Source organism: Mesorhizobium sp. P2_C4, assembly GCF_056404575.1.
Window position 1 is genome coordinate 720,109 of the sequence record NZ_JBFUDT010000004.1, and the last position, 23,580, is coordinate 743,688.

The following is a 23,580-nucleotide window of genomic DNA, read 5'->3' on the forward strand; positions in this document are numbered from 1 at the left end:
CTTGTTGTGATTGCCGATCCGGCTCTGAAGAATGGGTGACTGTTCTCCGATAGATAAGCGGCGGCGGACCGCGATCTCACTCGGCTGACGGCCAGCCTGGCTGATGATGAGGCTGCGAAGCCTTCAGGCGCCTTGAAACGGGCCATGCACCTGCCGGCGGCGGCGCCTAGAGTCGTGATTTGAGCGAAGCCGCTTCAGTTGCCGCGCGCGGCGGCGAGCGCGCCGGGCAGTTCCTCGGCAAAAATATCGAGCTCGTGGTCGAGGCCCACGCTGACCCGGATGCAGCGGTCGAGCACCGGCACCATCGGCTTGCGGATGAACACATCGCGCGACAGCAACCCCTGCAGCACTTTCAGCGCGAAGGCGCCATCATCGCCGCAATCGATGGTGACGAAATTGGTTGCTGATTGCAGCGGCTTCAGCCCATTCGCCTCGGCGATCCCGGCAATGCGCCTGCGCCCGGCCGCGACCCGCGCCACCACGGTTCCAAGATAATCCTGATCGGCAAGCGCTTCGACTCCGGCGATCTGCGCCATGCGGCTGACGCCATAGTGGTTGCGGATTTTTTCGAAATCGCGGATCACCTGGGCCTCAGCCACCGCATAGCCGCAGCGTATGCCGGCCAGCCCGTAGGCCTTCGAGAAAGTGCGCATGCGAATGACGTTCGGCCTCGAAATGTCGATTGGCGGCAGCGCCGTATCAGGCCCCAACTCGCCATAGGCCTCGTCGAGCACCAGCATGGTGGTTTCGGGCAGCGCTTCGATGAAGCGGATAAGCTCGGCCGCTTCCCACCAACTGCCCATCGGATTGTCGGGGTTGGAGAGATAGACCATTGGTGCCTTGTCTCTGACGACTGCCGCCAGCAGGCCACCCAGGCTCTCCCGGTCGTTTTCATAGGGAACAGCGAGCAGCCGGCCGCCGACTCCAGCGACATGGAAATTGAAGGTCGGATAGGCGCCGAGCGAGGTCACCACCGCGTCGCCGGGCGCCACATACATACGCGCCACCAGGCTGAGCAGCCCGTCAATGCCTTCGCCGACGACGACGTTTTCGGCGCCGACGCCGAGGTGGCCGGCCACGGCAACCTTCAGATCGTGATTGTCGGGGTCGCAATACATCCACTGGTCGCGCGCGACGCTTTCCATGCGGGCGATAACGCGCGGCGAGGGCCCAAAACTGCTCTCATTGGCGCCGATGCGGGCGCGAAACGCACGACCGCGATCGCGCTCCTGCGCCTCCGGGCCGACAAACGGCACCGTCGAGGGAAGCGCGCCGATGAGCGGCGTGAGGGGAGGGCGCTGGCGCATGGCAAAAAGGCTCGGTTGAAACGGGCTTTCTTGCTAGCGTGCCCTTTGAGGCTGCGCAAGTTGGCGCGAGTTCCCGATCGACGGCGGCCCGGCTTGGGCTGGATTCTGCTTGTTCTTTTTGCTAGCGAGGCCCGATGAACAATCGTCTTCCGCCCGCCTGGGCCAAGCATCTAAAGGCTACGCCTGCGCCGATAAGGGCTAAGCCTCTGCCGATAAAGGCCGCACCTGCACCAGCAGTGCGGCCGAAAATGCAACCGTCGCGCGCGCAAGCCGACGACATGGTGCTGAGGCAGGCACTCGAGCTGCAGAAAGCCGACCGCTTCCCCGAAGCGGAGGAACTGTGCCATCGCGTTCTGGCGAGAACGCCAAATTACCCACTTGCTCTGTATATTCTCGGCACGCTGGGGCTCGGTTTCGACGATGAACTGGCTATCAGATATTTCGCGCGCGCGGCCGCCCAAGAGCCAGAAAATCCATACTATCAGTTCAGTCTGGGCGAAGCCTATCTGAAGGTCGGTGATTACCCGCTGGCGATCAAGCATTTGCAGCGCGCTTGCGACCTAAAGCCCGATCTGATGGAGGCTCTTTGCGGACTTGGAAAGGCCTATGCCCAATTTGACAAGGCCGACATGGCTTTGCCTGTCTACGAGAAAGGGCTGGAGATCAGTCCCGATCATCCGCTCGCTCGGATGGGCTTGGCGAATACGCTTGTGAGCCTCGGACGGATGGACGAGGCAACAGCCTGCCTAAGAGAAACCATCGCCCGGCGTGTGGAGGTGCCTGGGGCCTACTATGCCTTTGTGCACATCCGAAAATTTTCCGCCGAGCCGCCTGAACTTAAATCCATCCTGGGCGAACTCCATAACCTGGCAGGTTCCGCCAATGGGCCCCCGTACGAGCTTCACCTGGCGGCAGGAAAGGTCCTGAATGATCTTGGGCGCTACGATGACGCTATGGATCATTTCACGCAGGCCAAAAAACTCAAGCCTTATGATTTCGACATCGATACCTACCGCAAGCGGGTCGATTCCATCATCAGCCTGTTCGATGCGGAGTTTCTGGCGGCCAGGGCGGACTATGGAAGCCCGTCCGAGGTCCCCGTATTCGTGCTGGGAATGCCCCGTTCGGGTACGACCCTGACAGAACAGATTTGCGCAAGCCATCCTAGCGTTCACGGAGCCGGAGAACTTACCAAACTGGGACGGATAGCGGACGCAAACGATCTGAAGGGGGAGCCGGTACAAGGCTTTGGACAGTCGATCAAGTCGATGACGGCGCAGCAATCGCAGGCGTTGGCCGAAGAATATCTTGCTAACCTGCACCTGTATGCGTCTGCGGAATCACATATTGTCGACAAGATGCCGCACAATTTCGAGCTTGTCGGCCTTATCGCAATTCTCTTCCCCAACGCTCGAATTATTCATTGCAGGCGCGACGCGATCGATAATTGCTTCTCGTGCTTCACTGCAAATCTCAAAAAAGGCCACAATTATTCCTCTGATCTTAGACACCTTGGGTTGTACTATCGTGAATATGATCGTCTCATGCGTCATTGGCAGGCCATTTTCCCAGGCCGCATTTTCGAAAATCGCTACGAGGATCTCGTTTCGGACCAGGAAGGGCAATCGCGCCGCCTGATAGACCACCTCGGCTTGACCTGGGACGATGCCTGCCTTCGTTTCTTCGACAGGGCTGGGTCTGTGAGAACGCTCAGCCGCTGGCAAGTTCGACAGCCGATCTATAAATCGGCTGTCAAGCACTGGAAGAATTACGATACCAGACTGCAGCCTTTGATCGATGCCTTGGGCGATCTGGCTGAGCTTTGAACAGGTATCCACGCTGGGTGTGGCCGATGTCAAATGGTGCGGCGTCGTAGGCCTGCAGAGGTAGCTCGATCGCGGCCTTTTGCCCATACAGCGATGCTAGGAAGCTGGAAGTGTGTGGCGATCCAGCCGGATAAATCATGGCGCCAGTGCCAAGCAAGTTTTGTAGGGCCTGGGCGGCGAAGAATCAAACTGTCGGCGATCCCTGTTTCGCGGTGGAAGGAGGTGATGGCGCGGCATCGCGGCACAGCGCACGAAGTGGCAGTCATACCACCTTCGACAAAAAACCCGGCGGTTGCCCGCCGGGTTCTATGGTGCTCAGATCAGGCGCTGATCAGAACGAGCGCTGGAAGCGGAGGAGGCCACCGACGCTGTTTTTCTTGTCAGCATTGGTCCAGTTGGAGACGCTATCGTCGCCAAGGTGCAGGTAGTCGACTTCCGCCGTGACCGTGAAGCCGGGAACGATGTCGTAGGCAATGTTCGCCGCAGCGCCGAAGTTCTTGCCTTCGTCATAGGAGAGCTGGGTGTTGAACGAGGTCTTCTGGTTGATGGTGTAGGTGCCACCACCCCAGACTGCCCAGTTGCCGCTCCACTGCTTGTAGAAGCCGCGGCCGCCGGCCGGGGTTGCCCAGGTCGGATCCGTCAGATTGTCGTCGGTGCCGTAGCCGCCCATGATGAACAGCGATAGGTTCTGCATCGGGGTGATGTCCAGGCGAACCTTGCCGGCCACCTCCTCGTAGTTGGCGTCATAGGCAACGACGCCGGTGATGGCGCCCCAGCCCTGCGTGTATTTCACGCCGCCGACGACATGCGGAACGTAGCTGTCGATCGTGCCGACGACACCCGAGCCTTCTTCGAGCGAGAGAACGGCCGAGAAGCCGTTGCCAGCGTCGAAATAGTACTGGACGACGTTGGTGTCGAAATCGCCGTAGGGAACCAGCGTATCGTTGATGACGTTGCCGGCGTAGCCGATGAACGTATTGAAGGCCGATTCGTCCTTACCGACGCGCAGACCACCGAGCTGGATCCAGGCGAAGTTCAGCGAAACGCCGCTGTTGCCGGCTGCATTGGGGTTGAAGAAATCGTCAGTGGCATCAAGCGGAGTACCATTGTTATTGACGGTGGCGTAGTTTTGGCTGTTGCCGTAGTTGAAGCGGGTCTCGGTGTAGGTCTTCAAGGTGCCGAGTTCGGTTTCCTGGCCGGTCCACGTCTTCAGCGTAAAGCGTGCATGCTTGTACCATGTGCTCTGCTCGTCGCCGTCCTCGTGGTCGCCGGACTTCGCACCGTCGAACGAGCCGACGTCGCCACCGCCGATGTCGTAACGGATATAGCCGCCGATGCGCAGGCAGGTTTCGGTGCCGGGGATGTAGAAGTAGCCAGCGCCATAGACGTCGCAGATCTTGACGTATTCAGCGGGTTCCGGCTCGGCGACGACGACGGCGTCGGCGGCGCGCGCACCGGAAACTGCGATCAGGGCCGCAGCGGAGCCGAGAAGAAGGCTCTTGATGTTCATTTTCTGACCTCCAGTCAGAATCGGAGGCGGAGGTCGATGAAAAACAGTCCACTGTTCTGCTTTGCTGTTTTATTTCAAATAGATAAGCCTTATGAGCGGCCAGCTGGCTCTGTCGGCCAAAACCGCTTGCTCGCGAAGGCCTTGCCTGATCCGGTCTTGAAATATCGCTCGAGTTGCCGTGCGTTGGCCTCGGTTTCAATCCCAATGTAGGCCTTCAAGGTGACAGGCAGATAAGCCTTCGTCGACGTCACATGGCCCGATCGGTGCGATTCGAAACGGCGTCGAAGGTCATTTGTCGATCCGACATAGACATCGCCGTTATGGAGTTGCAGGAAATAGACGTACCACATGGTCCCCCTACGCTACATCGTAGCTTCGGGCGACACCCTACGCCCGCTTGCGGTTTCGGGTGGCCTGCCACCCGAAGCCCGCAGGCGTAGGGTGGCGGAGAGGATGGGATTCGAACCCACGAGAAGCTTTTGACCTCTACTCCCTTAGCAGGGGAGCGCCTTCGACCACTCGGCCACCTCTCCGTTGCGCCGCTGGATAAAGAAAAGCGTCGGCACAATCAACAAGCCGGCGCCATTATCATTGAAAAAACCGGCGCCTGCCGAAACCCCGCCCTCGCCATGCGGCGATTCTGCGGCAATTCCCTGGTCGGCGACTCGGAACCTGGCCGCAATTCCGGCGGTCCATCGCCGGATTCGGCCTGAAAGCAAGGGCTGCAAGGGGCCTGAAGGTTAATGAGAGCTTTCTGACTGAGGCCAAATCGTGTCATTTGTGCAACAACGCATGGGGATAGCGCCCGCACAGACCTTTCGCCGGTACGATCGTGGTTGAACGCCGCCGCCTCATGGGTAATGTCGAGTTCGAAGGAGCGGCGCGGTGCGCATCTTTTTCAGTAGTGGGGATGGGGCAGGGAACGCTGTCCTTCAGCAAAGAATACCCAGACCCGTTTTTTAACTTTTGACTGGAGGTCAGAAAATGAACATCAAGAGCCTTCTTCTCGGCTCCGCTGCGGCCCTGATCGCAGTTTCCGGTGCGCGCGCCGCCGACGCCGTCGTCGTCGCCGAGCCGGAACCCGCTGAATACGTCAAGATCTGCGACGTCTATGGCGCTGGCTACTTCTACATCCCCGGCACCGAAACCTGCCTGCGCATCGGCGGCTTTATCCGTTACGACATCGGCGTGGGTGACCGCGAAGGCGTCCAGGACGCTCCGGATCACCTGGGCGATGGTTTCCACGACACCTATCACAAGAATGCCCGCTTCACGCTGAAGACCTGGACCGGTTCGGAAACCGAGCTCGGCACCCTGAAGACCTTCACCGAGACCCGCTTCAACTTCGGCAACGGTTCGGGCAGCTCGCAGTCGCTTTCGGATACCGACAACAATACGACCACACCTGATGTGCTGGTCGACAATGGTGCATGGCGGGCGGTCAACAAGACACCCTCGCTGAACTTCGCCTGGATCCAGCTCGGTGGCCTGCGCGTCGGTAAGGACGAATCGGCCTTCAATACGTTCATCGGCTATGCCGGCAACGTCATCGACGACACGCTCGTCCCCTACGGCGATTTCGACACCAACGTCATCCAATACTACTTCGACGCCGGCAACGGCTTCTCGGCCGTGGTTTCGCTCGAAGAAGGCGAAGGCGACAACACCATCGACAGCTACGTTCCGCATGTCGTCGGCGGCGTGAAGTACACGCAGGGCTGGGGTGCAATCACCGCAGTTGCCGCCTATGACAGCAACTACGAAGCGTGGGCCGGCAAGGCTCGTTTGGACGTGACTCCGATGCAGAACCTGTCGCTGTTCATCATCGGCGGCTACGGCAGTGACTCCGACTTTGCCGATCCGAACAACGGCCACAACTTCTTCAAGAATTGGGACGGCAGCTGGGCAATCTGGGGTGGTGGCACTTACACCATCAACGAGAAGACCTCGTTCAATGTCCAGGCATCGTATGACGACGGCAAGACCTTTGGTCTGGCTGCCAACATTGCTTACGATGTTGTCCCGGGCTTCACGGTCACGGCCGAAGTTGACTACTTCAACAAGGCCGACAGCGACTGGCATGCCAGCGAAGACGGCGTCGGCGGTATCCTCCGCTTCCAGCGCTCGTTCTAAGGGCTGGTTCCTTACAGGTGAAATTCAGCCCGGGCGCTTCAACGCCCGGGCTGTTTTGTTTTCGTGGCTTGGCCATGGCAGTGAGAAGGAGAAGGGGGTTCGGGTAGCTGAACAGGTCCGTGGGCTGATTTCGTGGGATCCACCGATGGCGGATGAAATCACGACTGCGTGATCAAATCTCTTGAAAGGACGCTTCCAAGCGGATAGGTCTGATCTATCCACTCGGGGGTGTGGCAATTAATGACGAACGAAGCGATTCAAGAGGGAGAACCCTCCGATCAGTTTTCGATGTTTTCTTCTCAAAATTCGAAGATAAGATACAGCTACAACAAGATACGAGAAGTTAAGTCGCATAGGGTCGGAGAATTATTTTCAGCGTACCGTGACATACTTTGGGATGATGGGCGGCATAAATACAATGTCAGCTCTTTCATCGGCGAAATAGACGAGATTCTCCTCGGCGAGCGTTTCAGCGCCTTTGACCAAAGCACCCTCGATAACCTTATCGGCACCTTGCGCCAGCGCGGTAACAGCAACGCAACCATCAACCGGAAGATGGCTGCCCTCAGCAAACTGCTGCGCAAGGCTCACAAGATGGGAGATATCCACAGCCTGCCCGAGTTTCGCCGCCAGAAGGAGCGGGCGGGACGGATTCGTTTCCTCGAAAGGGACGAAGAGGCGCGGTTGTTCGCTGCCATCAAGAGCCGCAGCGAGGATGCTTACCGGCTTTCTGTCTTTCTTGTCGACTCAGGCTGCCGCCTCGGCGAGGCGCTCGGACTGATCTGGAACGACATCCAGGAACATCGCGTCTCCTTCTGGATCACCAAATCCGGCCGCAGCCGCACCATTCCGATGACCGAACGGGTGAAAGAAGTAATCAAGCTGCCGGCCACCGAAGGCCGCCGGCCCAAAGGTCCGTTCACCAAACTCAGCCAGGCGCAGTTCCGCGCCATTTGGAACGATGCGAAAGCCGAAGTCGGCCTTGGCGCCGACGATCAGGTGGTGCCGCATATATTGCGCCACACTTGCGCCTCGCGCCTTGTTCAGGGCGGGATCGACATCAGGCGCGTGCAGATGTGGCTCGGCCATCAGACGCTGTCGATGACCATGCGCTACGCGCATCTGGCCACCAATGATCTTGACGGCTGCGTCGTCGTGCTGGAGACGCCGCGCGGCGAAGGGCTGACCTGCGACGCAAAAGGCTCCGCCTTCTCATCCCCGCTGACCACGCCTTCGGCGCCTGCGCAAAAGGGCGAAGCGGCCGTAGCCAAGGCTGCGAAGGCGCCCAGGAAAAGCTCTAAAGCCAAATAGTCCGGCAAGCTTGCATATACTGCAACGGTGACCCCAGGATCAGTTTTGATCTTGGGGTTTACTTTGTTTGAGCTGCGTTTTCCGCACGGTCCAGAAAGGCCGCGATGGCGCCGGGCAGGTTGCCTGTGTCCAGGAAGGGCGCGTGCCCCTGGCCGTCGACCGTGATCGCTTCCATGCCGGAATGGCGCCTGCCCATCTCCTGGATCGTTTCGGCCGACAGCAGTCTCGAATTGGCGCCGCGTATGGCAAGCAGTGGTATGACCGCCAGCGCCTCGAACTGCGGCCACAGATCCGGCAATGGTTTGCTGAGGTCAAGGCCCGCCAGTGTCTCGAGCAGCCGCGGGTCGAAATCCGGCATCAGCCCATGATCCGTCTCGCGGTAAAGCGCCGACACCATCCGCTCCCAATCCGCCTCGGTCAGCGCGGGAAAATCGCCGCCATGCGCGCCGCGCTGGGCGCCGACCGCCTCGGCACGCGTTTTCGGCTTCGGGGCGGGATCGAGATAGGAGCGGATATGGGCAAGTCCATCCGCCTCGATCACCGGGCCGATGTCGTTGAGAACGATGGCCTTCAGCACGGCCGGCTGCATCGCGCCGAGCGCATGGATGATCAGCCCGCCGCGCGACGTGCCGATGAAGGCCGCTTCCGCGATGTTGAGCGCCGCCAGCCCGGCGAGGATATCGCCCGCTTCGACACCGACATGATAATGGCTGGTATCCGGATCGTAGGCTGACTGGCCGCGGCCGCGGTAATCGAAGACGACGATCTTTCGCGGGATTTCCGATCGCGTCGAGAGGTACAGCGCCAGTTCGTGAAAGTCGCGAGAGTTGCGGGTCAGGCCAGGCAAGCAGACGACCGGCCAATGTCCGGAGTTCGCTTCGCCGTAGACGCGCGCATGGAGCTTGAGCCCGTCCGGCGCGGCGTAGAAGAAATCGGAAAAGCCGTCGTGGTTTGGCATGCGGACTCGATTCCTCGCCATTGTCGGATTGCCTGCGACTGCTACAGGCGAGGGCGGGAGTGGTCAAATAGAAGGCGCGACGCCGGAACTGTCGATCTCCCCCCTTGCGGGGGAGATGGCTGGCAGGCCAGAGGGGGGGTGGGAAGGATCGCAAGCCTGAATAGCTTCCGCTTGGGATGATCCGGTGAATTGGCTGATAGGCCGAGGGACAGCCCCCCTCTGCCTTGCCAGGCATCTCCCCCGAAAGGGGGGAGATTGGCAGCTCCGGCGAAGTCGTTTATCGCTGCCTCAACTTCGGCCGTTCACCAGATCCCCGACAATGTCGTACTTGCCGGAAATACGCATCTTGTAGACCTCGTAATTCTCCATAACGCGCTGCACGTAGCTTCTTGTTTCCGTGTAGGGAATCCGCTCGATCCAGTCGACGACCGCGTCGATGTCCTTGCCGCGCGGGTCGCCATATTTCGCCACCCACTGGCTGGCGCGGTTGGGGCCGGCATTGTAGCCGGCGAAGGTCAGCAAATAGGAGCCATTGAAGCGATCGAGCTGCTCGCCGAGGAAGGCGGCGCCCAAGGTTGCGTTGTAGCCGGCGTCGGTGGTCAGCCGTTCCGATGAGAAAGTCATTCCGGCCTTCTTGGCCAATTGTCTGGCGGTCCCCGGCATCAGTTGCAGCAGCCCGCGCGCGCCGGCGCTGGAGACGGCGCCGATGTTGAACTCGCTTTCCTGGCGGGCGATCGCATAGGCCAGCGCCTTGCCCGAGCCGGAAATATTGGCCGAATCGGGAATGACGCCGAGCGGATGCGACAGCGCGCCGACATCGATGCCGCGCGCACCGGCGATCTTGCCGACTTTCAAGGCCAGGAAATGGTTGCCCTGCTTTTCCGCCAGCACAGCAAGCAATGCCAGTTCGCCGGGACTGGTCAATTGCCCGGCGAGGTCGCGGTAGAGCGTATCGGCATAGCGGTCGTAGCCTGCCTCCTGCAGCCGTTTGATGGCGCTGACGGCCTCACGGTTGTCGAAATTCTGGCGATCGGCGGCACTGGGCGAGGGATAGACGATATTGAGGGTGCGCAGGCCAACACGCTCGGCTGAGAGCTGGCCATAAAAGGTCGTCCCGTAGGCGGCGGCACGAGTGAAATACTCCTTCGCATTGCCGGGACCGCCGACTTCGGCCGCGCGGCCAAGCCAGTAATAGGCGCGCGACAGTGTCATTGGTCCCTGGGCGAGATCGACGATCCGCGCGAAATGCGTGGCAGCGGTGTTGGCGTCGTTCAGCCCGCGCAGCGCATACCAGCCGGCATGGAACTCCGCCTCCGCGGCATTGGCGGCACTTTCAGCGGCGTGCGCGGCGACTATTCTGTAGGCGGTCTTCATGTCGCCCTGGTCGACCAGTTCGCGCGAAAGCACCCGGCGTTCGACCCACCAGGCGTCCGGATCGACCAACGCCTCACGGTCCGTAGGCGCCTTCATCACCACCGCGGCGGCGTCGGAAAACTTGTCCTGCTTGCGCAGATATTCGGCCTGCGCGAAGAAATAGCCGGCCGAACGCTGTGCGGCCGGCACCGCCTTCAGCAATTTGGCCGCGTTCTTGTCGCCTTTGTCCGCCGCCGCCCAGGCATCGGCCAACGGCTGGGCGTCGGCGAGACCCGCGACCCGCAGCGCCGAATTCACCCGGTCGGCATAGAACATGCGCTCCATGCGGAAACGGTGGTCGGCAGCCGGGATCAGCTTGCCGAATTCCTTGATGATCGCCGTTTCATCCTTGGCTTCCAGCAGTTCGGCGCGCCAGAACGGCGACAGCACCGAGCGCGCTGCCTTGGCGTTGCCGAGCGCCACATAGGAGCGAGCGAGGATCACCACACCCTCTGAAGTCAGCGGCTGGCTGCCATCGAACGCCTGCGCCACGGTCTGTGGCGAAGGATTCTCGCGGTAGAGCGCGCGCTCGCTGTTCTTGCGCAAGGCGATCGTGCCCGGCCAGTTCGGCAGCATCTTTGCGGCGTCCGCAATGTCGCCGCTCGGCACCTGGTTGCCGCCATAGAGCGCGATCGCCCAGGCCAGTATGTGGCGGTCGAGCGAATTGGCGGGCAAGGCCTCGCGCACCGCGCGCGCAACGGGAATGTCGTTTGCCGCCAGCGCGTCGAGACCGCTCTTCAGCATGGCGACGCTGGGCGACGGAGACCCGTCCTGCCGTGGGCCGTTATCCTGCAGGCCCGGCATCGGAATGGCTGACGTGACCTGCACATCGACGCCGCTGTCCGCCATGCTCGGCATCAGCGCGAGCGTGGCGCCAAGCAGCGCGAAAAGGTGAGGCCGACTGACCGGCATGATCTCTACGTCTTCCCTATGCTGCCATTTTACCAGCAGGCCGAGATGCCTCGAAGCCTAAACTTAGGTCGTGAAGGGCTCGTAAACAAAAGGTTATCGAGGCCGTTCGAATTGCGCTTGCTGGCATCATTGCAATGCTTGCCGCGCAACCATGTCGAGACTATGGTGCGCCGCTTCGCTTTCGGCTAGAAGGCGCACGACAAAACACCGATGCATGTCGCCCAAAAAGTGGATACCGGTTTTGGGACAACGACATGCAAGAAACCAAGAAGTCCCAAGGAGTTGGACGACATGCTGAGAGGCTCGCTTACTGCGCTCGTGACACCGTTCGAAAAGAGCGGGCGTTTCGACGAGAAAGCCTTTCGCGCGTTTGTCGAATGGCAACTCGCCGAAGGCACGACCGGTCTTGTTCCGGTTGGCACCACTGGCGAGTCGCCGACGCTGTCGCATGACGAGCATCGCCAAGTCGTCAAGGTGTGCATCGAGGTGGCCAAGGGTCGGGTTCCGGTCGTTGCCGGCGCCGGCTCCAACAACACGGAAGAAGCGGTAGGTCTGGTGCAATATGCCGAAAAGGCCGGCGCCGACGCCGCACTTGTCGTCACGCCCTACTACAACAAGCCGACGCAGCGTGGCCTCTATGCGCATTTCGCCGCGGTCGCTCGCGCCACCAGCCTGCCGATCATCATCTACAACATCCCGCCGCGCTCGGTGATCGATATGAGCCCGGAGACGATGGGCCAGCTGGCGCACGACTTCCAGAACATCGTCGGCGTCAAGGATGCCACCGGCAAGGTCGAGCGTGTATCCGAACAGCGCGCCACTTGCGGCAAGGATTTCATCCAGCTTTCGGGCGAGGATGCTTCGGCGCTCGGCTTCAACGCCCATGGCGGCGTCGGCTGCATCTCGGTGACATCGAATGTCGCGCCGCGGCTCTGCGCCGAATTCCAGGAGGCGACGCTTGCCGGCGACAGCGCCAAGGCGCTGGAGTTGCAGGATCGCCTGCTGCCGCTGCACAAGGCTATCTTCCTCGAGCCTGGCCTGTGCGGCGCCAAATACGCACTGTCGAAGCTGGGCAAGGTCGAGAACGTGGTGCGCTCCCCGCTGGTGACGATCGAGGCATCGACTGCCGAGAAGATCGATGCGGCTTTGAAGCACGCCGGCTTGATAAATTAGGGATGAGGCGCCACCTCTCCACATCATGAATCAAGTCAGAAAAGCCGATCCCAACAACAAGACCGTTGCGGAAAACCGCAAGGCGAGGTTTTCCTATGAGGTGCTCGACACGGTCGAGACCGGCCTGGTGCTGACCGGCACCGAGGTCAAGTCGCTGCGCCAGGGCCAGGCCAACATCCAGGACAGCTACGCCTCGGTCGAGGGTGGCGAGATCTGGCTGATCAACTCCTATCTGCCGGAATATCTGCAGGCCAACCGCTTCAATCACGAGCCCAGGCGGCGCCGCAAGCTGCTGCTCAACAAGCGCGAAATGGCAAAACTGGCGCAGAGCATCGAGCGCGAAGGTATGACCCTGGTGCCGTTGAAGATCTATTTCAACGACCAGGGCCGCGCCAAGCTGCTGCTCGCCGTCGGCCGCGGCAAGAAGCTGCACGACAAGCGCGAGTCCGAAAAGCAGCGCGACTGGTCGCGTGAGAAGGGCCGGCTGATGAAGGAACGTGGGTGAGGAGTGGTCCGCGAAGCGGACGAAAAGCCAACGATTTGGCTTTTCGAGCGACGAACGCCCGGAGCCATAGCGAAGGGCCGGGAGCCCTAAGGGGACAATCTTGAAGAAACGGTTGGTCCTCTGGGCTGCGGCCAGCCTGGTTTTCGCGGGCTTCGTCGCCGCAGGCGGCCTTCTCTACTTCCACACCTTTTCTCCCGACCGCGGCAAATACCCGGTCAGGGGCATCGACGTTTCCCATCATCAGGGCCAGATCGACTGGCGGCGCGTTGCCGCCGACGATGTCGCCTTCGCCGTCATCAAGGCAACCGAAGGCGGCGACCATGTCGATGATGCCTTCGCCACCAATCTGCGTGAGGCGCGCGCCGCCGGCCTTGCGGTCGGCGCCTACCACTTCTTCACCTTTTGCCGGCCGGGCGCCGACCAGGCGAAGAATTTCATTTCGGTGGTGCCGCATGATCAGCCACTGCTGCCGCCGGTGGTCGACATTGAATTCGGCGGCAACTGCCCGCAACGGCCGTCGCCGCAACAGCTGAGCGCCGAACTGCAGGCCTTCCTCGGGCCGGTTGAGGCTGCGTTCGGCAAGCCGGCGATCATCTACCTGACCGACGAGGCCGAGGAGGCGTATCTTGGACAGATAGCTGTGCGTCAGCGCTGGCTGCGCTCGCTGGCGATCAAACCGAGCGAGGACGGCTGGATCTACTGGCAGTACCATAATATGGGCCGCGTCGACGGCATCGAGGGTGATGTCGATCTCAATGTCCTGCAGGGAGGCCAGCAAACGCTGGCTGGGCTGTTTGCCGCGCCCGGACAGGTTTCTCCGCAAACGCCTCCATCGCCCTGAATCAGGCAGCTTTTGCCGCAGGTCTGGAAACAGCCGAAAAGGCCATCCCCGCAGCCATGATCAGGATGGCGGCGAACTGGGCCGCGGTCGGCGTTTCGCCAAGCACCGTCATGGCGATCAGGACCGTTGCGATCGGCACGCATGGCATGAACAGCGATGCCGTCTGCGACCCCAGTTGTCGGACGATATAGGTGTAGAGGAACATGGCGGCCGCACCTGCCAAAAACCATTGAATGACGATCTGGCTGGCGATTTCGGCCACTGATGCGGCGCGCAGGCCGCTCGGTGCAAAGATATAGAGCAGAGGCAGCGGCACGCATGACAAGAGCACGACCGTTGCGGTCGCTGTGACCGGATCGACGCGCCAGCGCCGTACAAGAACGGCATAGGCTGCAAACATCATGCCTGATCCGATGAACAGAAGATCGCCGAAGAGGACATCCTTCATGGCGCTGTCGGTGCGTGCCGGCGCAATGAACAGGATCAGCCCGGCTATGATGGCGGCGACGCCGATGGTTCGCTGGTGCGACGCTTTGTCGGTGGTGGCGATGTGCGACAGCACAGTTGAGAAGAAAACGATCGAGGCCGGACAGAGTGCTGCGCCATGCGCGGCAGGCGCATAGGTCAGGCCCCAGTTGATGATGATCGGGTAGGGCAACCCTGCCAGTGCCGCCAGCGTCAGCGCGCGCGGCCAGCCCAACGCCTTGATATCAGCTGGGCCAATGCGCCAGACCACCGGCAGCATGACCATGCCGGCCCCGACAAAGCGCAAGGTCGCGAGATCCGTCGCCGTCAGATGCTCCCGCAGGCTGAAGCGGGCTGCGACGAACTGCACGGCGTAGATGCCGATCATGGCCATGCCGGCAAGGATTGCCGGCTTCGTGTTTCGGTTCTCTGTCGCGCGCATGCTCATCCCGCTCGATCCTGCCAGCGGAGGCTTTTCTCCGGACGGCTTCGTTGGAAGCGCACCCTATTGTTGAAAATGGTGTGACAAAATATGCTGTTTTCGCGATAGGAAAGTGAAATTCACACAACAGAGGCACCGCGAGCGTGAATCATGAATCCGATCAACTAGATGCCATCGACCGCAGCTTGCTGCGGCTGCTGCAGGAGGACGGGCGTCGCACCACGCTCGATCTCGCAGCCCGCGTCGGCCTGTCGCCGACCGGCACCAGCCAGCGGGTGAAGCGCCTGTTCCGGGACGGTTTCATCACCGCGGTCAGAGCTGTGCTCAATCCGCAAAAGATCGGCCGCGGCACGCTCGTCTTCATCGAAGTCAGGCTCGACCAGGCGGCGCCGCATGTGTTTGACCGTTTCGCTGAGGCGGTGGCGAAAGCCCCTGAAGTGCTGGAATGCCATATGGTCGTTGGCGGTTTTGACTATCTGGTCAAGGCGCGCATTTCCGAGATGGCCGCCTATCAGGATTTTTTGAAGCGCGTGATCCTGCCGCTGCCAGGTGTCAGGGAAACGCACACCTATGCGTCGATATCGGACGTGAAGCCCGACGCGCTGCTGCCGGTGTGAGACGGGTCGACTGAAGTCAGGCGGCTTGAGAAACCTCCGGCGCCAGCGTCACATTCGCGTCGCCCCAGACTTTCAGGGCGGTGATCACCGGCTCCAGGCTCCTGCCACGCGGCGTTAGGCTGTATTCCACCTTCGGCGGCACCTGTGCGTAGACCTTGCGGGCGATGAGCCCGTCCGTCTCCAGTTCGCGCAACTGGTTGGTCAGCATGCGCTGTGTGCAGTTCGGGATGCGCCGACGTATCTCGTTGAAGCGCATCGTGCCCTCGAACAGATGGTAGAGCACGACGCCTTTCCACTTTCCGTCGATATAGCGCAGCGTTCCTTCCACGGTGCAGCCGGGGCTGCAATCAAATCGCTCATGGCGAATGCGTGGCATGACGGTATCCTTTTCGACACTATGTGCTTTATATGTGCATTCTTGCGCATGGTGATCGTAGACGGCATCTCTATCCCAGACAACATGGAGAAGAAGATGCGCGCCGTCGGCTATCAAAACCCAGCCCCCATCACCGATGAGGCCTCCCTTGTCGATATCGACTTGCCCAAGCCCGAGCCGAAGGGCCGTCAACTGCTGGTCGAGGTGAAGGCGATCTCGGTCAATCCGGTCGACACCAAGATCCGGCGAAGCGCCAGACCCGAAGCCGGAAGCTGGCGCGTGCTTGGTTGGGACGCTGCCGGCCGGGTTGTCGACGCAGGTGCGGACGCCAGCCTGTTCAAGCGCGGCGACGATGTCTTCTATTCCGGTGCGCTCGCGCCGCAAGGCACCAATGCCGAGTTCCACCTTGTCGATGAGCGGTTGGTCGGCCGCAAACCGAGCTCGCTCCACTATGCGCAGGCGGCAGCGCTGCCGCTGACGGCGATCACCGCCTTCGAGGCGTTGTTCGATCGCCTTGACGTGAAGAAGCCAGTCAGCGGCGCGACAAACGCCATCCTGATCATTGGTGGCGCCGGCGGCGTCGGCTCGATTGCGGTCCAGCTTGCGCGCCAATTGACTGATCTGACGGTGATCGCCACGGCTTCACGGCCGGAGACGCGGGACTGGGTGCTTGGGCTTGGCGCCCATCATGTGCTCGACCATTCCAAGCCGCTGGCTGCAGAAATCGCAGCCCTCGGCATCGGCGCACCAGCCTTTGTGTTCTCGACGACCAACACCGACAAGCACCTGGCCGCGATCGTCGAACTGATCGCGCCGCAGGGCCGTTTCGGCTTGATCGACGATCCCCAGACGCTCGACATCAATCCGTTCAAGCGCAAGAGCGTTTCGGTCCATTGGGAGCTGATGTTCACCCGCTCGCTGTTCGAGACGCAGGATATGGCCGCGCAGGGTGAGCATCTGAACGAACTGGCCCGGCTTGTCGACGCCGGTACCATCCGCACCACCTTGGGCGAGACATTCGGCCCAATCAACGCCGCCAATCTGAAGCGCGCCCATGCACTGATCGAGACCGGCAAGGCCAAGGGTAAGATTGTCCTCGAAGGCTTCTGACGCGAGGTCGCCAGCCCGACTTAGCTCTGCAGGAAAGCTTCTATCTGGCTAAGAACATTGACGAACATCGCTTCCGTCAGCACGCCGGTGTTGGTGTTGTAGCGGGAGCAGTGATAGCTGGAAAACAGCGTGATGCCGCCGGCTTGCAGCTGTCCGCCATGCTTGAATGGGTAGGCGGCGACGCGCCCACCCAGCGCCCTGACCGTCGACTGGTGAGCGATGGAGCCTAGCGCCAGCACGGCGCGCAGATTGGGAAAGCGTGCGATCGTCGGCACCAGGAACGTCCGGCAGGTGGCAATCTCCGCACCAACCGGCTTGTTCTCCGGCGGCACGCAGCGCACTGCATTGGTGATCGCTGTGCCGACAAGCTCAAGCCCGTCATCCGGCCGCGCCTTGAACTCGCCGCGCGCAAGACCCTGCGCGATCAATGTGGAGTAGAGCAGGTCGCCGGCATAGTCGCCGGTGAACGGGCGCCCGGTCCGGTTCGCACCGCGCAGGCCGGGCGCCAGCCCGACGATCAAAAGCTTGACGGCATCCTCGCCCTGGGGCGGCAGGAAGGTCGGTACCGGCGCATTGAACCAGGACGGTTCGCGCAGCCGCCAATCGGCGATGAAATCATGCAGCCGCGGGCAGAGCGGGCAGTCGCGGCCGGGTTCGGAGGCGGCAGGGGCGGTCAACGCCGCCGCCGTCAATAATCGTCCTCTTCGGCCTCGGCCGGCTCGGGCCGGCGCACCGGCCGTTCGGACGGATCGCGGCCAACCTCGTTCTTCAGCGTCATCAGGTCGATGAAATGGTCGGCCTGGCGGCGCAGATCGTCGGAGATCATTGGCGGCTGCGAGGCCATGGTCGAAACCACCGAAACCTTGCGCCCGCGCCGCTGCAGCGCCTCGACCAGCGTGCGGAAATCGCCATCGCCGGAGAAGATGACATAGTGGTCGACGACATCGGCAAGCTCCAGCGCATCGACGGTCAGCTCGATGTCCATATTGCCTTTGATCTTGCGGCGGCCAGTCGAGTCGGTGAATTCCTTGGCCGGCTTGGTCACCACCTTGAAGCCGTTATAGTCGAGCCAGTCGATCAGCGGCCGGATCGAGGAGTATTCCTGGTCCTCGACCAGCGCCGTATAGTAGTAGGCGCGCAGCAGATAGCCGCGCTTCTGGAAGCTCGACAGCAGCTTGCGGTAATCGATGTCGAAGCCGAGCGCGCGCGAGGTCGCGTAGAGATTGGCGCCGTCGATGAAAAGAGCGATTTTTTCACGAGGGTCGAACATGGAAAATATCCCTTTTTCGCAATAAGCGGCCGTCTAAACGAAAATGCGTGAGTGACTATCGCTCGGCTTTAATAAACCGGCTGAGCTTTCTTTATCCGAGATAGCGCCAGTTTTACGGCAATCCAAGGTGTGTTGCCGCACTGCAAGCAATTGTGATCGACGCCGTATCGTCGCAGACGGTCGCACTGCCGGCGAGCTGTCAACCCCGCTGTGGAGCCGGCATTGGCCGGCTCCACAGCCCTCCTTGCCATGAAGCTTGTATTTTGGCGGCGTTCAGGTTAAGGACCGCGCCTGTTTTCCATCAAATCCATCGCATGAAAGGGGCAATCCATGGCCCGCGTAACCGTTGAAGATTGCATCGACAAGGTCGACAACCGCTTCGAACTGGTGCTTCTGGCCGGCCATCGCGCCCGTCAGATCAGCCAGGGCGCGCCGATCACCGTGCCGCGTGACAACGACAAGAACCCGGTCGTGGCGCTGCGCGAGATCGCCGACGAGACATTGTCGCCCGACGACCTCAAGGAAGACCTGATCCACTCGCTGCAGAAGCATGTCGAGGTCGACGAGCCGGAAGCCGACGGCGAGGCGATTGCCGACCAGACCGGCGGCGCCGTGGCGGCAACCGACGCCGACGACGCCGAGGACAACGTCACCTTCGATCGCATGACCGAAGAGGATCTGCTGGCCGGCATCGAGGGCCTCGTCCCCCCGGAAAAGAGCGACGACTACTAAGAGTTTCGATCTGGTCGCTGGAACAAACTCCGGCACTTCCGTATCGTCCGTTTCGTGGCTATCTATGACATGCGCCGTACACAAGTGCGGCGCATGTTCCATTTCAGCCCTGAGAGATCCTGCCCATGATGCGTCAGTATGAGCTTGTCGAGCGCGTCCAGCGCTACAAGCCTGACGTCAACGAGGCGCTGCTCAACAAGGCCTATGTCTATGCCATGCAGAAGCATGGCCACCAGAAACGCGCCTCCGGCGACCCCTATTTCTCGCATCCGCTCGAAGTCGCCGCCATCCTCACCGAAATGCACATGGACGAGGCGACGATCGCCGTTGCCTTGCTGCACGACACGATCGAGGACACCACGGCGACGCGAGCCGAGATCGACGATCTGTTCGGCCCGGAAATGGGCAAGCTGGTCGAAGGCCTGACCAAGCTGAAGAAGCTCGACCTTGTCTCTAAGAAGGCCGAGCAGGCGGAGAACCTGCGCAAGCTGTTGCTGGCGATCTCTGAGGATGTCCGCGTGCTGTTGGTCAAGCTCGCCGACCGCCTGCACAACATGCGCACCCTCGACCACATGCCCGAGGCCAAGCGCCTGCGCATCGCCGAGGAGACAATGGATATCTATGCGCCGCTGGCGGGGCGCATGGGCATGCAAGGCATGCGCGAGGAGCTGGAGGAGATCGCCTTCCGCTTCATCAATCCGGAAGCCTACCGCGCCGTCACTGCGCGGCTGGCCGAAATCTTCGAGCGCAACAAGGACGTGCTGTCCGAGATCGAGAAGTCACTGTCCACGCTGTTTGAAAAGCATGCGATCAAGGCCGGCGTGAAAAGCCGCCAGAAGAAGCCGTGGTCGGTGTTCCGCAAGATGGAGGCCAAGGCGCTGTCCTTCGAGCAGCTGTCCGACATCTTTGGCTTCCGCGTCGTCGTCGAGTCGACCGAGGACTGCTACCGCGCGCTCGGCGCCATCCACACCACCTGGTCGATGGTGCCAGGCCGCTTCAAGGACTACATCTCGACGCCGAAGCAGAACGACTACCGCTCGATCCACACCACCATCGTCGGCCCGTCGCGCCAGCGCGTCGAACTGCAGATCCGCACCCACCAGATGAACAAGATCGCCGAATACGGCGTCGCCGCGCATTCGATCTACAAGGACACCGGCGGTAAGACCAATGGCACTGCGCACGCGATCTCGAAGGAGACCAACGCCTATGCATGGCTGCGGCGCACCATCGAACAGCTCGCCGAAGGCGACAATCCCGAGGATTTCCTCGAAAACACCAAGCTGGAACTGTTCCAGGACCAGGTGTTCTGTTTTACGCCCAAGGGCCTGCTGATCGCGCTGCCGCGCGGCGCCACCCCAATCGACTTTGCCTATGCCGTGCACACCGATGTCGGCGACACCTGCGTCGGCGCTAAGGTCAATGGCCGCATCATGCCACTGATGACCGAACTGAAGAACGGCGACGAGGTCGAGATCATCCGCTCCAAGGCACAGGTGCCGCCGGCGGCGTGGGAATCGGTCGTCGTCACCGGCAAGGCGCGCTCGGCCATCCGCCGCGCCACCAAGAATGCCATCCGCAAGCAGTATTCGGGCCTCGGCGCCCGCATTCTGGAGCGCGCCTTCGAGCGGGCCGGCAAGACCTTCACCAAGGAAAACCTAAAGCCTGTGCTGCATCGGCTGGCGCGCAAGGATATCGAGGATGTGCTGGCCTCGGTCGGCCGCGGCGAACTTGCCTCCACCGATGTGATGAAGGCGGTCTTCCCAGACTTCAAGGACGAGCGCGTGACGCTGGCCGCGCCCAAGCAGCGCGAGGAGGGCTGGTCGAAGATCCGCAACGCCGCCGGCATGCTGTTCCAGATTCCGGGCCGTGCCGCGCGCAAGGACAAGGACCAGCCGAAGGACGGCGCCGTGCCGATTCGCGGCGTGCGCGGCGACCTGCCGGTGCGCTTCGCGCCGGAAGGAGCCGTGCCCGGCGACCGCATCGTCGGCATCGTGCAGCCGGGAACCGGCATCACCATCTATCCGATCCAGTCGCCGGCCCTGCAGGCCTTTGACGACCAGCCCGAGCGCTGGATCGACGTGCGCTGGGACATTGACGAGCGCACCAAGGAGCGGTTTCCGGCGCGCGTCTCGGTCACCGCCATCAATGCGCCGGGTTCGCTGGCCGACATCGCCCAGGTCGTTGCCTCCAACGACGCCAACATCCATACATTGTCGATGGTGCGCACCGCGCCCGATTTCACCGAAATGCTGATCGATCTCGAAGTTTGGGATCTGAAGCACCTGAACCGGCTGCTGTCGCAGCTCAAGGACAATTCGAGCGTCAGCGATGCGCGGCGCGTCAACGGCTAGACCATGATCCCAAAAAGTGGGAACCGGTTTTTGGACAAGATCATGGTCAAACGAGACTAACGGCTTGGGGGACAAGGCAGCGATGAACACCGATGAAGTGCTGGGTATTTTCCGCGAGGCCGGCGCCGTTCTCGAGGGACATTTCATCTTGACGTCTGGTCTGCGCAGCCCGGTCTTCCTGCAGAAGGCGCGGGTATTCATGCATGCCGACAAGACCGAGCGCCTCTGCAAGGCGCTTGCCGCAAAGATCAGCGCCACCGTGCCCGGCAAGATCGACTATGTCGTCGGCCCGGCGATCGGCGGGCTGATCCCGGCTTACGAAACCTCACGCCATCTCGGCGTACCGGCGATCTGGGTCGAGCGGGAAGGGGGCGAGTTCAGGCTCCGCCGCTTCGAGATCGCCAGGGGCGCGCGCGTCGTCATCGTCGAGGACATCGTCACCACCGGCCTGTCGATCCGCGAGACCATCGAATGTCTGCGCGAGCTTGGCGCCGAGGTTGTGGCCGCCGCTTGCATCATCGACCGCTCGGCTGGCAAGACCAATGTCGGCGTGCCGCTGATCGCGCTTGCCGAATACGAGGTTCCGGCCTATCCGGCCGACAGGCTGCCGCCGGAACTCGCCGCCATACCGGCCATCAAGCCCGGCAGCCGCAACATCTGACCAACATGATCGCCGGCATCGACCATTTCGTGCTGACGGTCCGCTCCGTCGATGACAGCTGCGACTTCTACCGGCGTGTGCTCGGCCTCAAGCGCCTCGACGAGCCGAACCGACCGACAGCGCTGCTGTTTGGAGCGCAGAAGATCAATTTGCATGAGGTCGGGCGCACCTTCGAGCCAAAGGCCAAGGCACCGACGCCCGGCTCCGGGGATTTCTGCCTCGTCGCCGCCCGGCCGCTCTCCGAAATCTGCGCCAGCCTGGCGGTCAATGGCGTCGCCGTTGAAGTCGGCCCGGTCGAGCGGATCGGTGCGCGAGGCCCGATGATGTCGGTCTATTTTCGCGACCCCGACGGCAACCTTGTCGAGGTCGGCGAGTACCAACCTGGCAAGAGGTGAACGTTCCAATCGCCGATGGCGAGAGTGATGCCCACCTCAAATCCGCCGCGATTGCGTCGCTTTGGAGACGGCAACGCCCGGCTTTTGAAGGCAGCGGCAGCGCCTGTCGCGCCATGGTCCGCCGTTGTTCTTCGGTCTGCGCATAGCTATATCAAAGTCGTTGTTGCCTTCTGGCGACCGCAAAGCGCAAGATATGGCTGCCGTTGCGCCTAGCCCGAAATGGCTGGGTATGGTGGTGTTGGTAAACCGGGAACGGGAACAGAGTGCTTTTTCGACGCCGCAAGCCTGATGGTCTTTTCGAGCGGGTGCGTACCTATCTGTGGCCGCGCCGCTCGTTTTCGCGCTCGCTGCAGTATTTTTCCAAGCGCATCCTGCGGCTGAAGGCCACGCCGCACGCCGTGGCGGCCGGTGTCGCGGCCGGCGTGTTCGCCTCGTTCTTTCCGGTGGGTTTCCATTTTGCCATTGCATTCGTGCTTTGCTGGATTATCGCAGGAAACCTGGTGGCGGCAGCCCTCGGCGCCGTGTTCTTCGGCAATCCGCTGACCTTCCCGCTGCTGTGGGGCGCGTCCTGGGAGACCGGCAAGCTGATCCTGCATGAGCGCCTGCCCAAGCACGGACCGCCCGAGCATCTTGGCGAAATGATGCACACGCTATCCTTCGCCAAGTTGTGGCATCCAGTGCTGGAGCCGATGCTGATCGGCGCGGTGCCGCTCGGACTGATCTTCGGGCTCATTTTCTACGGCATCACCCGTTGGGGCATGACCACCTTCCGCGAACAAAGGCGCAAGCGGCTGGCCGCAAAGGCCGAAAAGGCCGCCCAGACCGGACGGGAAGTTCCCGCGGAATGATCATCGGCATCGGCAGCGACCTGATCGATATCAGGCGCATCGAGAAGTCGCTGGAGCGTCATGGCCAGCGCTTCATCCAGCGCATCTACACCGAGGTCGAGCAAGCCCGCTCCGAGAACCGCAGGGCGCGCGCGGCCTCCTACGCCAAACGCTTCGCCGCCAAGGAGGCCTGTGCCAAGGCGCTTGGTACCGGTCTGGCGCAAGGCGTGTTCTGGCGCGACATGGGTGTCGTCAACCTGGCCAGCGGCAAGCCGACCATGGCGCTGACGGGTGGTGCCGCAGTACGGCTGGACAAGATCCTACCGAAAGGGCACCGCGCGGCGATTCACCTGACAATCACCGACGATTTTCCGCTCGCTCAAGCCTTTGTGATCATCGAGGCGCTGCCCGTCGAAGAAGCGCCACATTGATTGCATCTGAC

At 61.6% G+C, this 23,580-nt stretch carries 23 protein-coding genes and 1 tRNA gene; 14 read left to right on the forward strand and 10 right to left on the reverse strand.

Annotated elements, in window-relative coordinates:
* Positions 1-194 precede the first annotated feature (194 nt).
* Positions 195-1,307 carry a pyridoxal phosphate-dependent aminotransferase gene (locus AC1DX6_RS19795; RefSeq protein ID WP_477316328.1) on the reverse strand — a complete coding sequence of 371 codons (1,113 nt, stop codon included), beginning with the start codon at positions 1,305-1,307 and terminating at the stop codon, positions 195-197.
* Positions 1,308-1,441: 134 nt separating this feature from the next.
* On the opposite strand from AC1DX6_RS19795, the gene AC1DX6_RS19800 reads away from it, so the two are divergent.
* Positions 1,442-3,133, forward strand: coding sequence for a tetratricopeptide repeat-containing sulfotransferase family protein (locus tag AC1DX6_RS19800; RefSeq protein ID WP_477316330.1), 1,692 nt, complete (start codon positions 1,442-1,444; stop codon positions 3,131-3,133).
* 331 nt (positions 3,134-3,464) lie between these two features.
* Here the strand turns inward: AC1DX6_RS19800 and AC1DX6_RS19805 are convergent, their stop codons facing one another.
* The 3 genes from AC1DX6_RS19805 to AC1DX6_RS19815 all read right to left on the reverse strand — a co-directional run bounded on the left by AC1DX6_RS19805 (position 3,465) and on the right by AC1DX6_RS19815 (position 5,176).
* Positions 3,465-4,643: a porin gene (locus AC1DX6_RS19805; protein WP_477316332.1), complete on the reverse strand. Its 1,179-nt coding sequence runs from the start codon at positions 4,641-4,643 to the stop codon at positions 3,465-3,467.
* 89 nt (positions 4,644-4,732) lie between these two features.
* Positions 4,733-4,993: a GIY-YIG nuclease family protein gene (locus AC1DX6_RS19810; protein WP_477316334.1), complete on the reverse strand. Its 261-nt coding sequence runs from the start codon at positions 4,991-4,993 to the stop codon at positions 4,733-4,735.
* A gap of 92 nt (positions 4,994-5,085) precedes the next feature.
* A tRNA-Ser gene (locus AC1DX6_RS19815) sits at positions 5,086-5,176 on the reverse strand.
* Between the two features lie 451 nt (positions 5,177-5,627).
* Between AC1DX6_RS19815 and AC1DX6_RS19820 the strand changes: the two genes are divergently transcribed.
* The gene (locus AC1DX6_RS19820) at positions 5,628-6,776 is read left to right on the forward strand and encodes a porin (RefSeq protein ID WP_477316336.1); all 1,149 of its coding nucleotides are present in this window, start codon (positions 5,628-5,630) and stop codon (positions 6,774-6,776) included.
* Between the two features lie 288 nt (positions 6,777-7,064).
* Positions 7,065-8,087 (forward strand): tyrosine-type recombinase/integrase, encoded by a 1,023-nt coding sequence (locus AC1DX6_RS19825; RefSeq protein WP_477316486.1) that lies wholly within the window; start codon positions 7,065-7,067, stop codon positions 8,085-8,087.
* A gap of 58 nt (positions 8,088-8,145) precedes the next feature.
* Here the strand turns inward: AC1DX6_RS19825 and AC1DX6_RS19830 are convergent, their stop codons facing one another.
* Entirely contained in the window at positions 8,146-9,045 is a 900-nt protein-coding gene (locus AC1DX6_RS19830) for an alpha/beta fold hydrolase (protein ID WP_477316338.1), read from the reverse strand.
* Between the two features lie 288 nt (positions 9,046-9,333).
* A complete protein-coding gene (locus AC1DX6_RS19835) occupies positions 9,334-11,370 on the reverse strand; it encodes a lytic transglycosylase domain-containing protein (protein ID WP_477316340.1) in 2,037 nt (678 codons plus the stop codon).
* A gap of 291 nt (positions 11,371-11,661) precedes the next feature.
* On the opposite strand from AC1DX6_RS19835, the gene dapA reads away from it, so the two are divergent.
* The 3 genes from dapA (at position 11,662) to AC1DX6_RS19850 (ending at position 13,889) form a co-directional block, all read left to right on the forward strand.
* Positions 11,662-12,543, forward strand: coding sequence for a 4-hydroxy-tetrahydrodipicolinate synthase (gene dapA / locus AC1DX6_RS19840; protein WP_477316342.1), 882 nt, complete (start codon positions 11,662-11,664; stop codon positions 12,541-12,543).
* 25 nt (positions 12,544-12,568) lie between these two features.
* A complete protein-coding gene (smpB, locus tag AC1DX6_RS19845) occupies positions 12,569-13,048 on the forward strand; it encodes an SsrA-binding protein SmpB (RefSeq protein WP_477316344.1) in 480 nt (159 codons plus the stop codon).
* A gap of 100 nt (positions 13,049-13,148) precedes the next feature.
* Positions 13,149-13,889 (forward strand): glycoside hydrolase family 25 protein, encoded by a 741-nt coding sequence (locus AC1DX6_RS19850; protein WP_477316346.1) that lies wholly within the window; start codon positions 13,149-13,151, stop codon positions 13,887-13,889.
* A gap of 1 nt (position 13,890) precedes the next feature.
* On the opposite strand, the gene AC1DX6_RS19855 is transcribed toward AC1DX6_RS19850, so the two are convergent.
* Complete coding sequence (locus tag AC1DX6_RS19855) at positions 13,891-14,802, reverse strand: DMT family transporter (protein WP_477316348.1); 912 nt, start codon at positions 14,800-14,802, stop codon at positions 13,891-13,893.
* A 137-nt stretch (positions 14,803-14,939) separates the two neighbouring features.
* On the opposite strand from AC1DX6_RS19855, the gene AC1DX6_RS19860 reads away from it, so the two are divergent.
* The gene (locus tag AC1DX6_RS19860; RefSeq protein ID WP_023727560.1) at positions 14,940-15,413 is read left to right on the forward strand and encodes an Lrp/AsnC family transcriptional regulator; all 474 of its coding nucleotides are present in this window, start codon (positions 14,940-14,942) and stop codon (positions 15,411-15,413) included.
* Between the two features lie 16 nt (positions 15,414-15,429).
* On the opposite strand, the gene AC1DX6_RS19865 is transcribed toward AC1DX6_RS19860, so the two are convergent.
* Positions 15,430-15,789, reverse strand: a complete 360-nt coding sequence (locus AC1DX6_RS19865; RefSeq protein WP_477316350.1) for a winged helix-turn-helix transcriptional regulator — start codon at positions 15,787-15,789, stop codon at positions 15,430-15,432.
* Positions 15,790-15,885: 96 nt separating this feature from the next.
* Between AC1DX6_RS19865 and AC1DX6_RS19870 the strand changes: the two genes are divergently transcribed.
* A complete protein-coding gene (locus tag AC1DX6_RS19870; RefSeq protein ID WP_477316488.1) occupies positions 15,886-16,899 on the forward strand; it encodes a zinc-binding alcohol dehydrogenase family protein in 1,014 nt (337 codons plus the stop codon).
* Between the two features lie 20 nt (positions 16,900-16,919).
* On the opposite strand, the gene AC1DX6_RS19875 is transcribed toward AC1DX6_RS19870, so the two are convergent.
* Together AC1DX6_RS19875 and AC1DX6_RS19880 are read right to left on the reverse strand one after the other, a co-directional pair.
* Positions 16,920-17,576, reverse strand: coding sequence for a uracil-DNA glycosylase (locus AC1DX6_RS19875; protein WP_477316352.1), 657 nt, complete (start codon positions 17,574-17,576; stop codon positions 16,920-16,922).
* Positions 17,577-17,587: 11 nt separating this feature from the next.
* Positions 17,588-18,169: a LabA-like NYN domain-containing protein gene (locus AC1DX6_RS19880; RefSeq protein ID WP_477316354.1), complete on the reverse strand. Its 582-nt coding sequence runs from the start codon at positions 18,167-18,169 to the stop codon at positions 17,588-17,590.
* 330 nt (positions 18,170-18,499) lie between these two features.
* On the opposite strand from AC1DX6_RS19880, the gene rpoZ reads away from it, so the two are divergent.
* The 6 genes from rpoZ (at position 18,500) to acpS (ending at position 23,569) form a co-directional block, all read left to right on the forward strand.
* Positions 18,500-18,901: a DNA-directed RNA polymerase subunit omega gene (gene rpoZ / locus AC1DX6_RS19885; protein ID WP_454588394.1), complete on the forward strand. Its 402-nt coding sequence runs from the start codon at positions 18,500-18,502 to the stop codon at positions 18,899-18,901.
* Positions 18,902-19,026: 125 nt separating this feature from the next.
* Complete coding sequence (locus AC1DX6_RS19890; RefSeq protein WP_477316356.1) at positions 19,027-21,255, forward strand: RelA/SpoT family protein; 2,229 nt, start codon at positions 19,027-19,029, stop codon at positions 21,253-21,255.
* Between the two features lie 82 nt (positions 21,256-21,337).
* Positions 21,338-21,916, forward strand: a complete 579-nt coding sequence (gene pyrE / locus AC1DX6_RS19895) for an orotate phosphoribosyltransferase (protein WP_477316358.1) — start codon at positions 21,338-21,340, stop codon at positions 21,914-21,916.
* A gap of 5 nt (positions 21,917-21,921) precedes the next feature.
* Positions 21,922-22,311: a VOC family protein gene (locus tag AC1DX6_RS19900; protein ID WP_477316360.1), complete on the forward strand. Its 390-nt coding sequence runs from the start codon at positions 21,922-21,924 to the stop codon at positions 22,309-22,311.
* Between the two features lie 263 nt (positions 22,312-22,574).
* Positions 22,575-23,159: a DUF2062 domain-containing protein gene (locus AC1DX6_RS19905; protein ID WP_477316362.1), complete on the forward strand. Its 585-nt coding sequence runs from the start codon at positions 22,575-22,577 to the stop codon at positions 23,157-23,159.
* The gene (gene acpS / locus AC1DX6_RS19910) at positions 23,156-23,569 is read left to right on the forward strand and encodes a holo-ACP synthase (RefSeq protein ID WP_477316364.1); all 414 of its coding nucleotides are present in this window, start codon (positions 23,156-23,158) and stop codon (positions 23,567-23,569) included. Before AC1DX6_RS19905 ends, acpS begins: the two co-directional genes overlap by 4 nt.
* Positions 23,570-23,580: the final 11 nt, after the last annotated feature.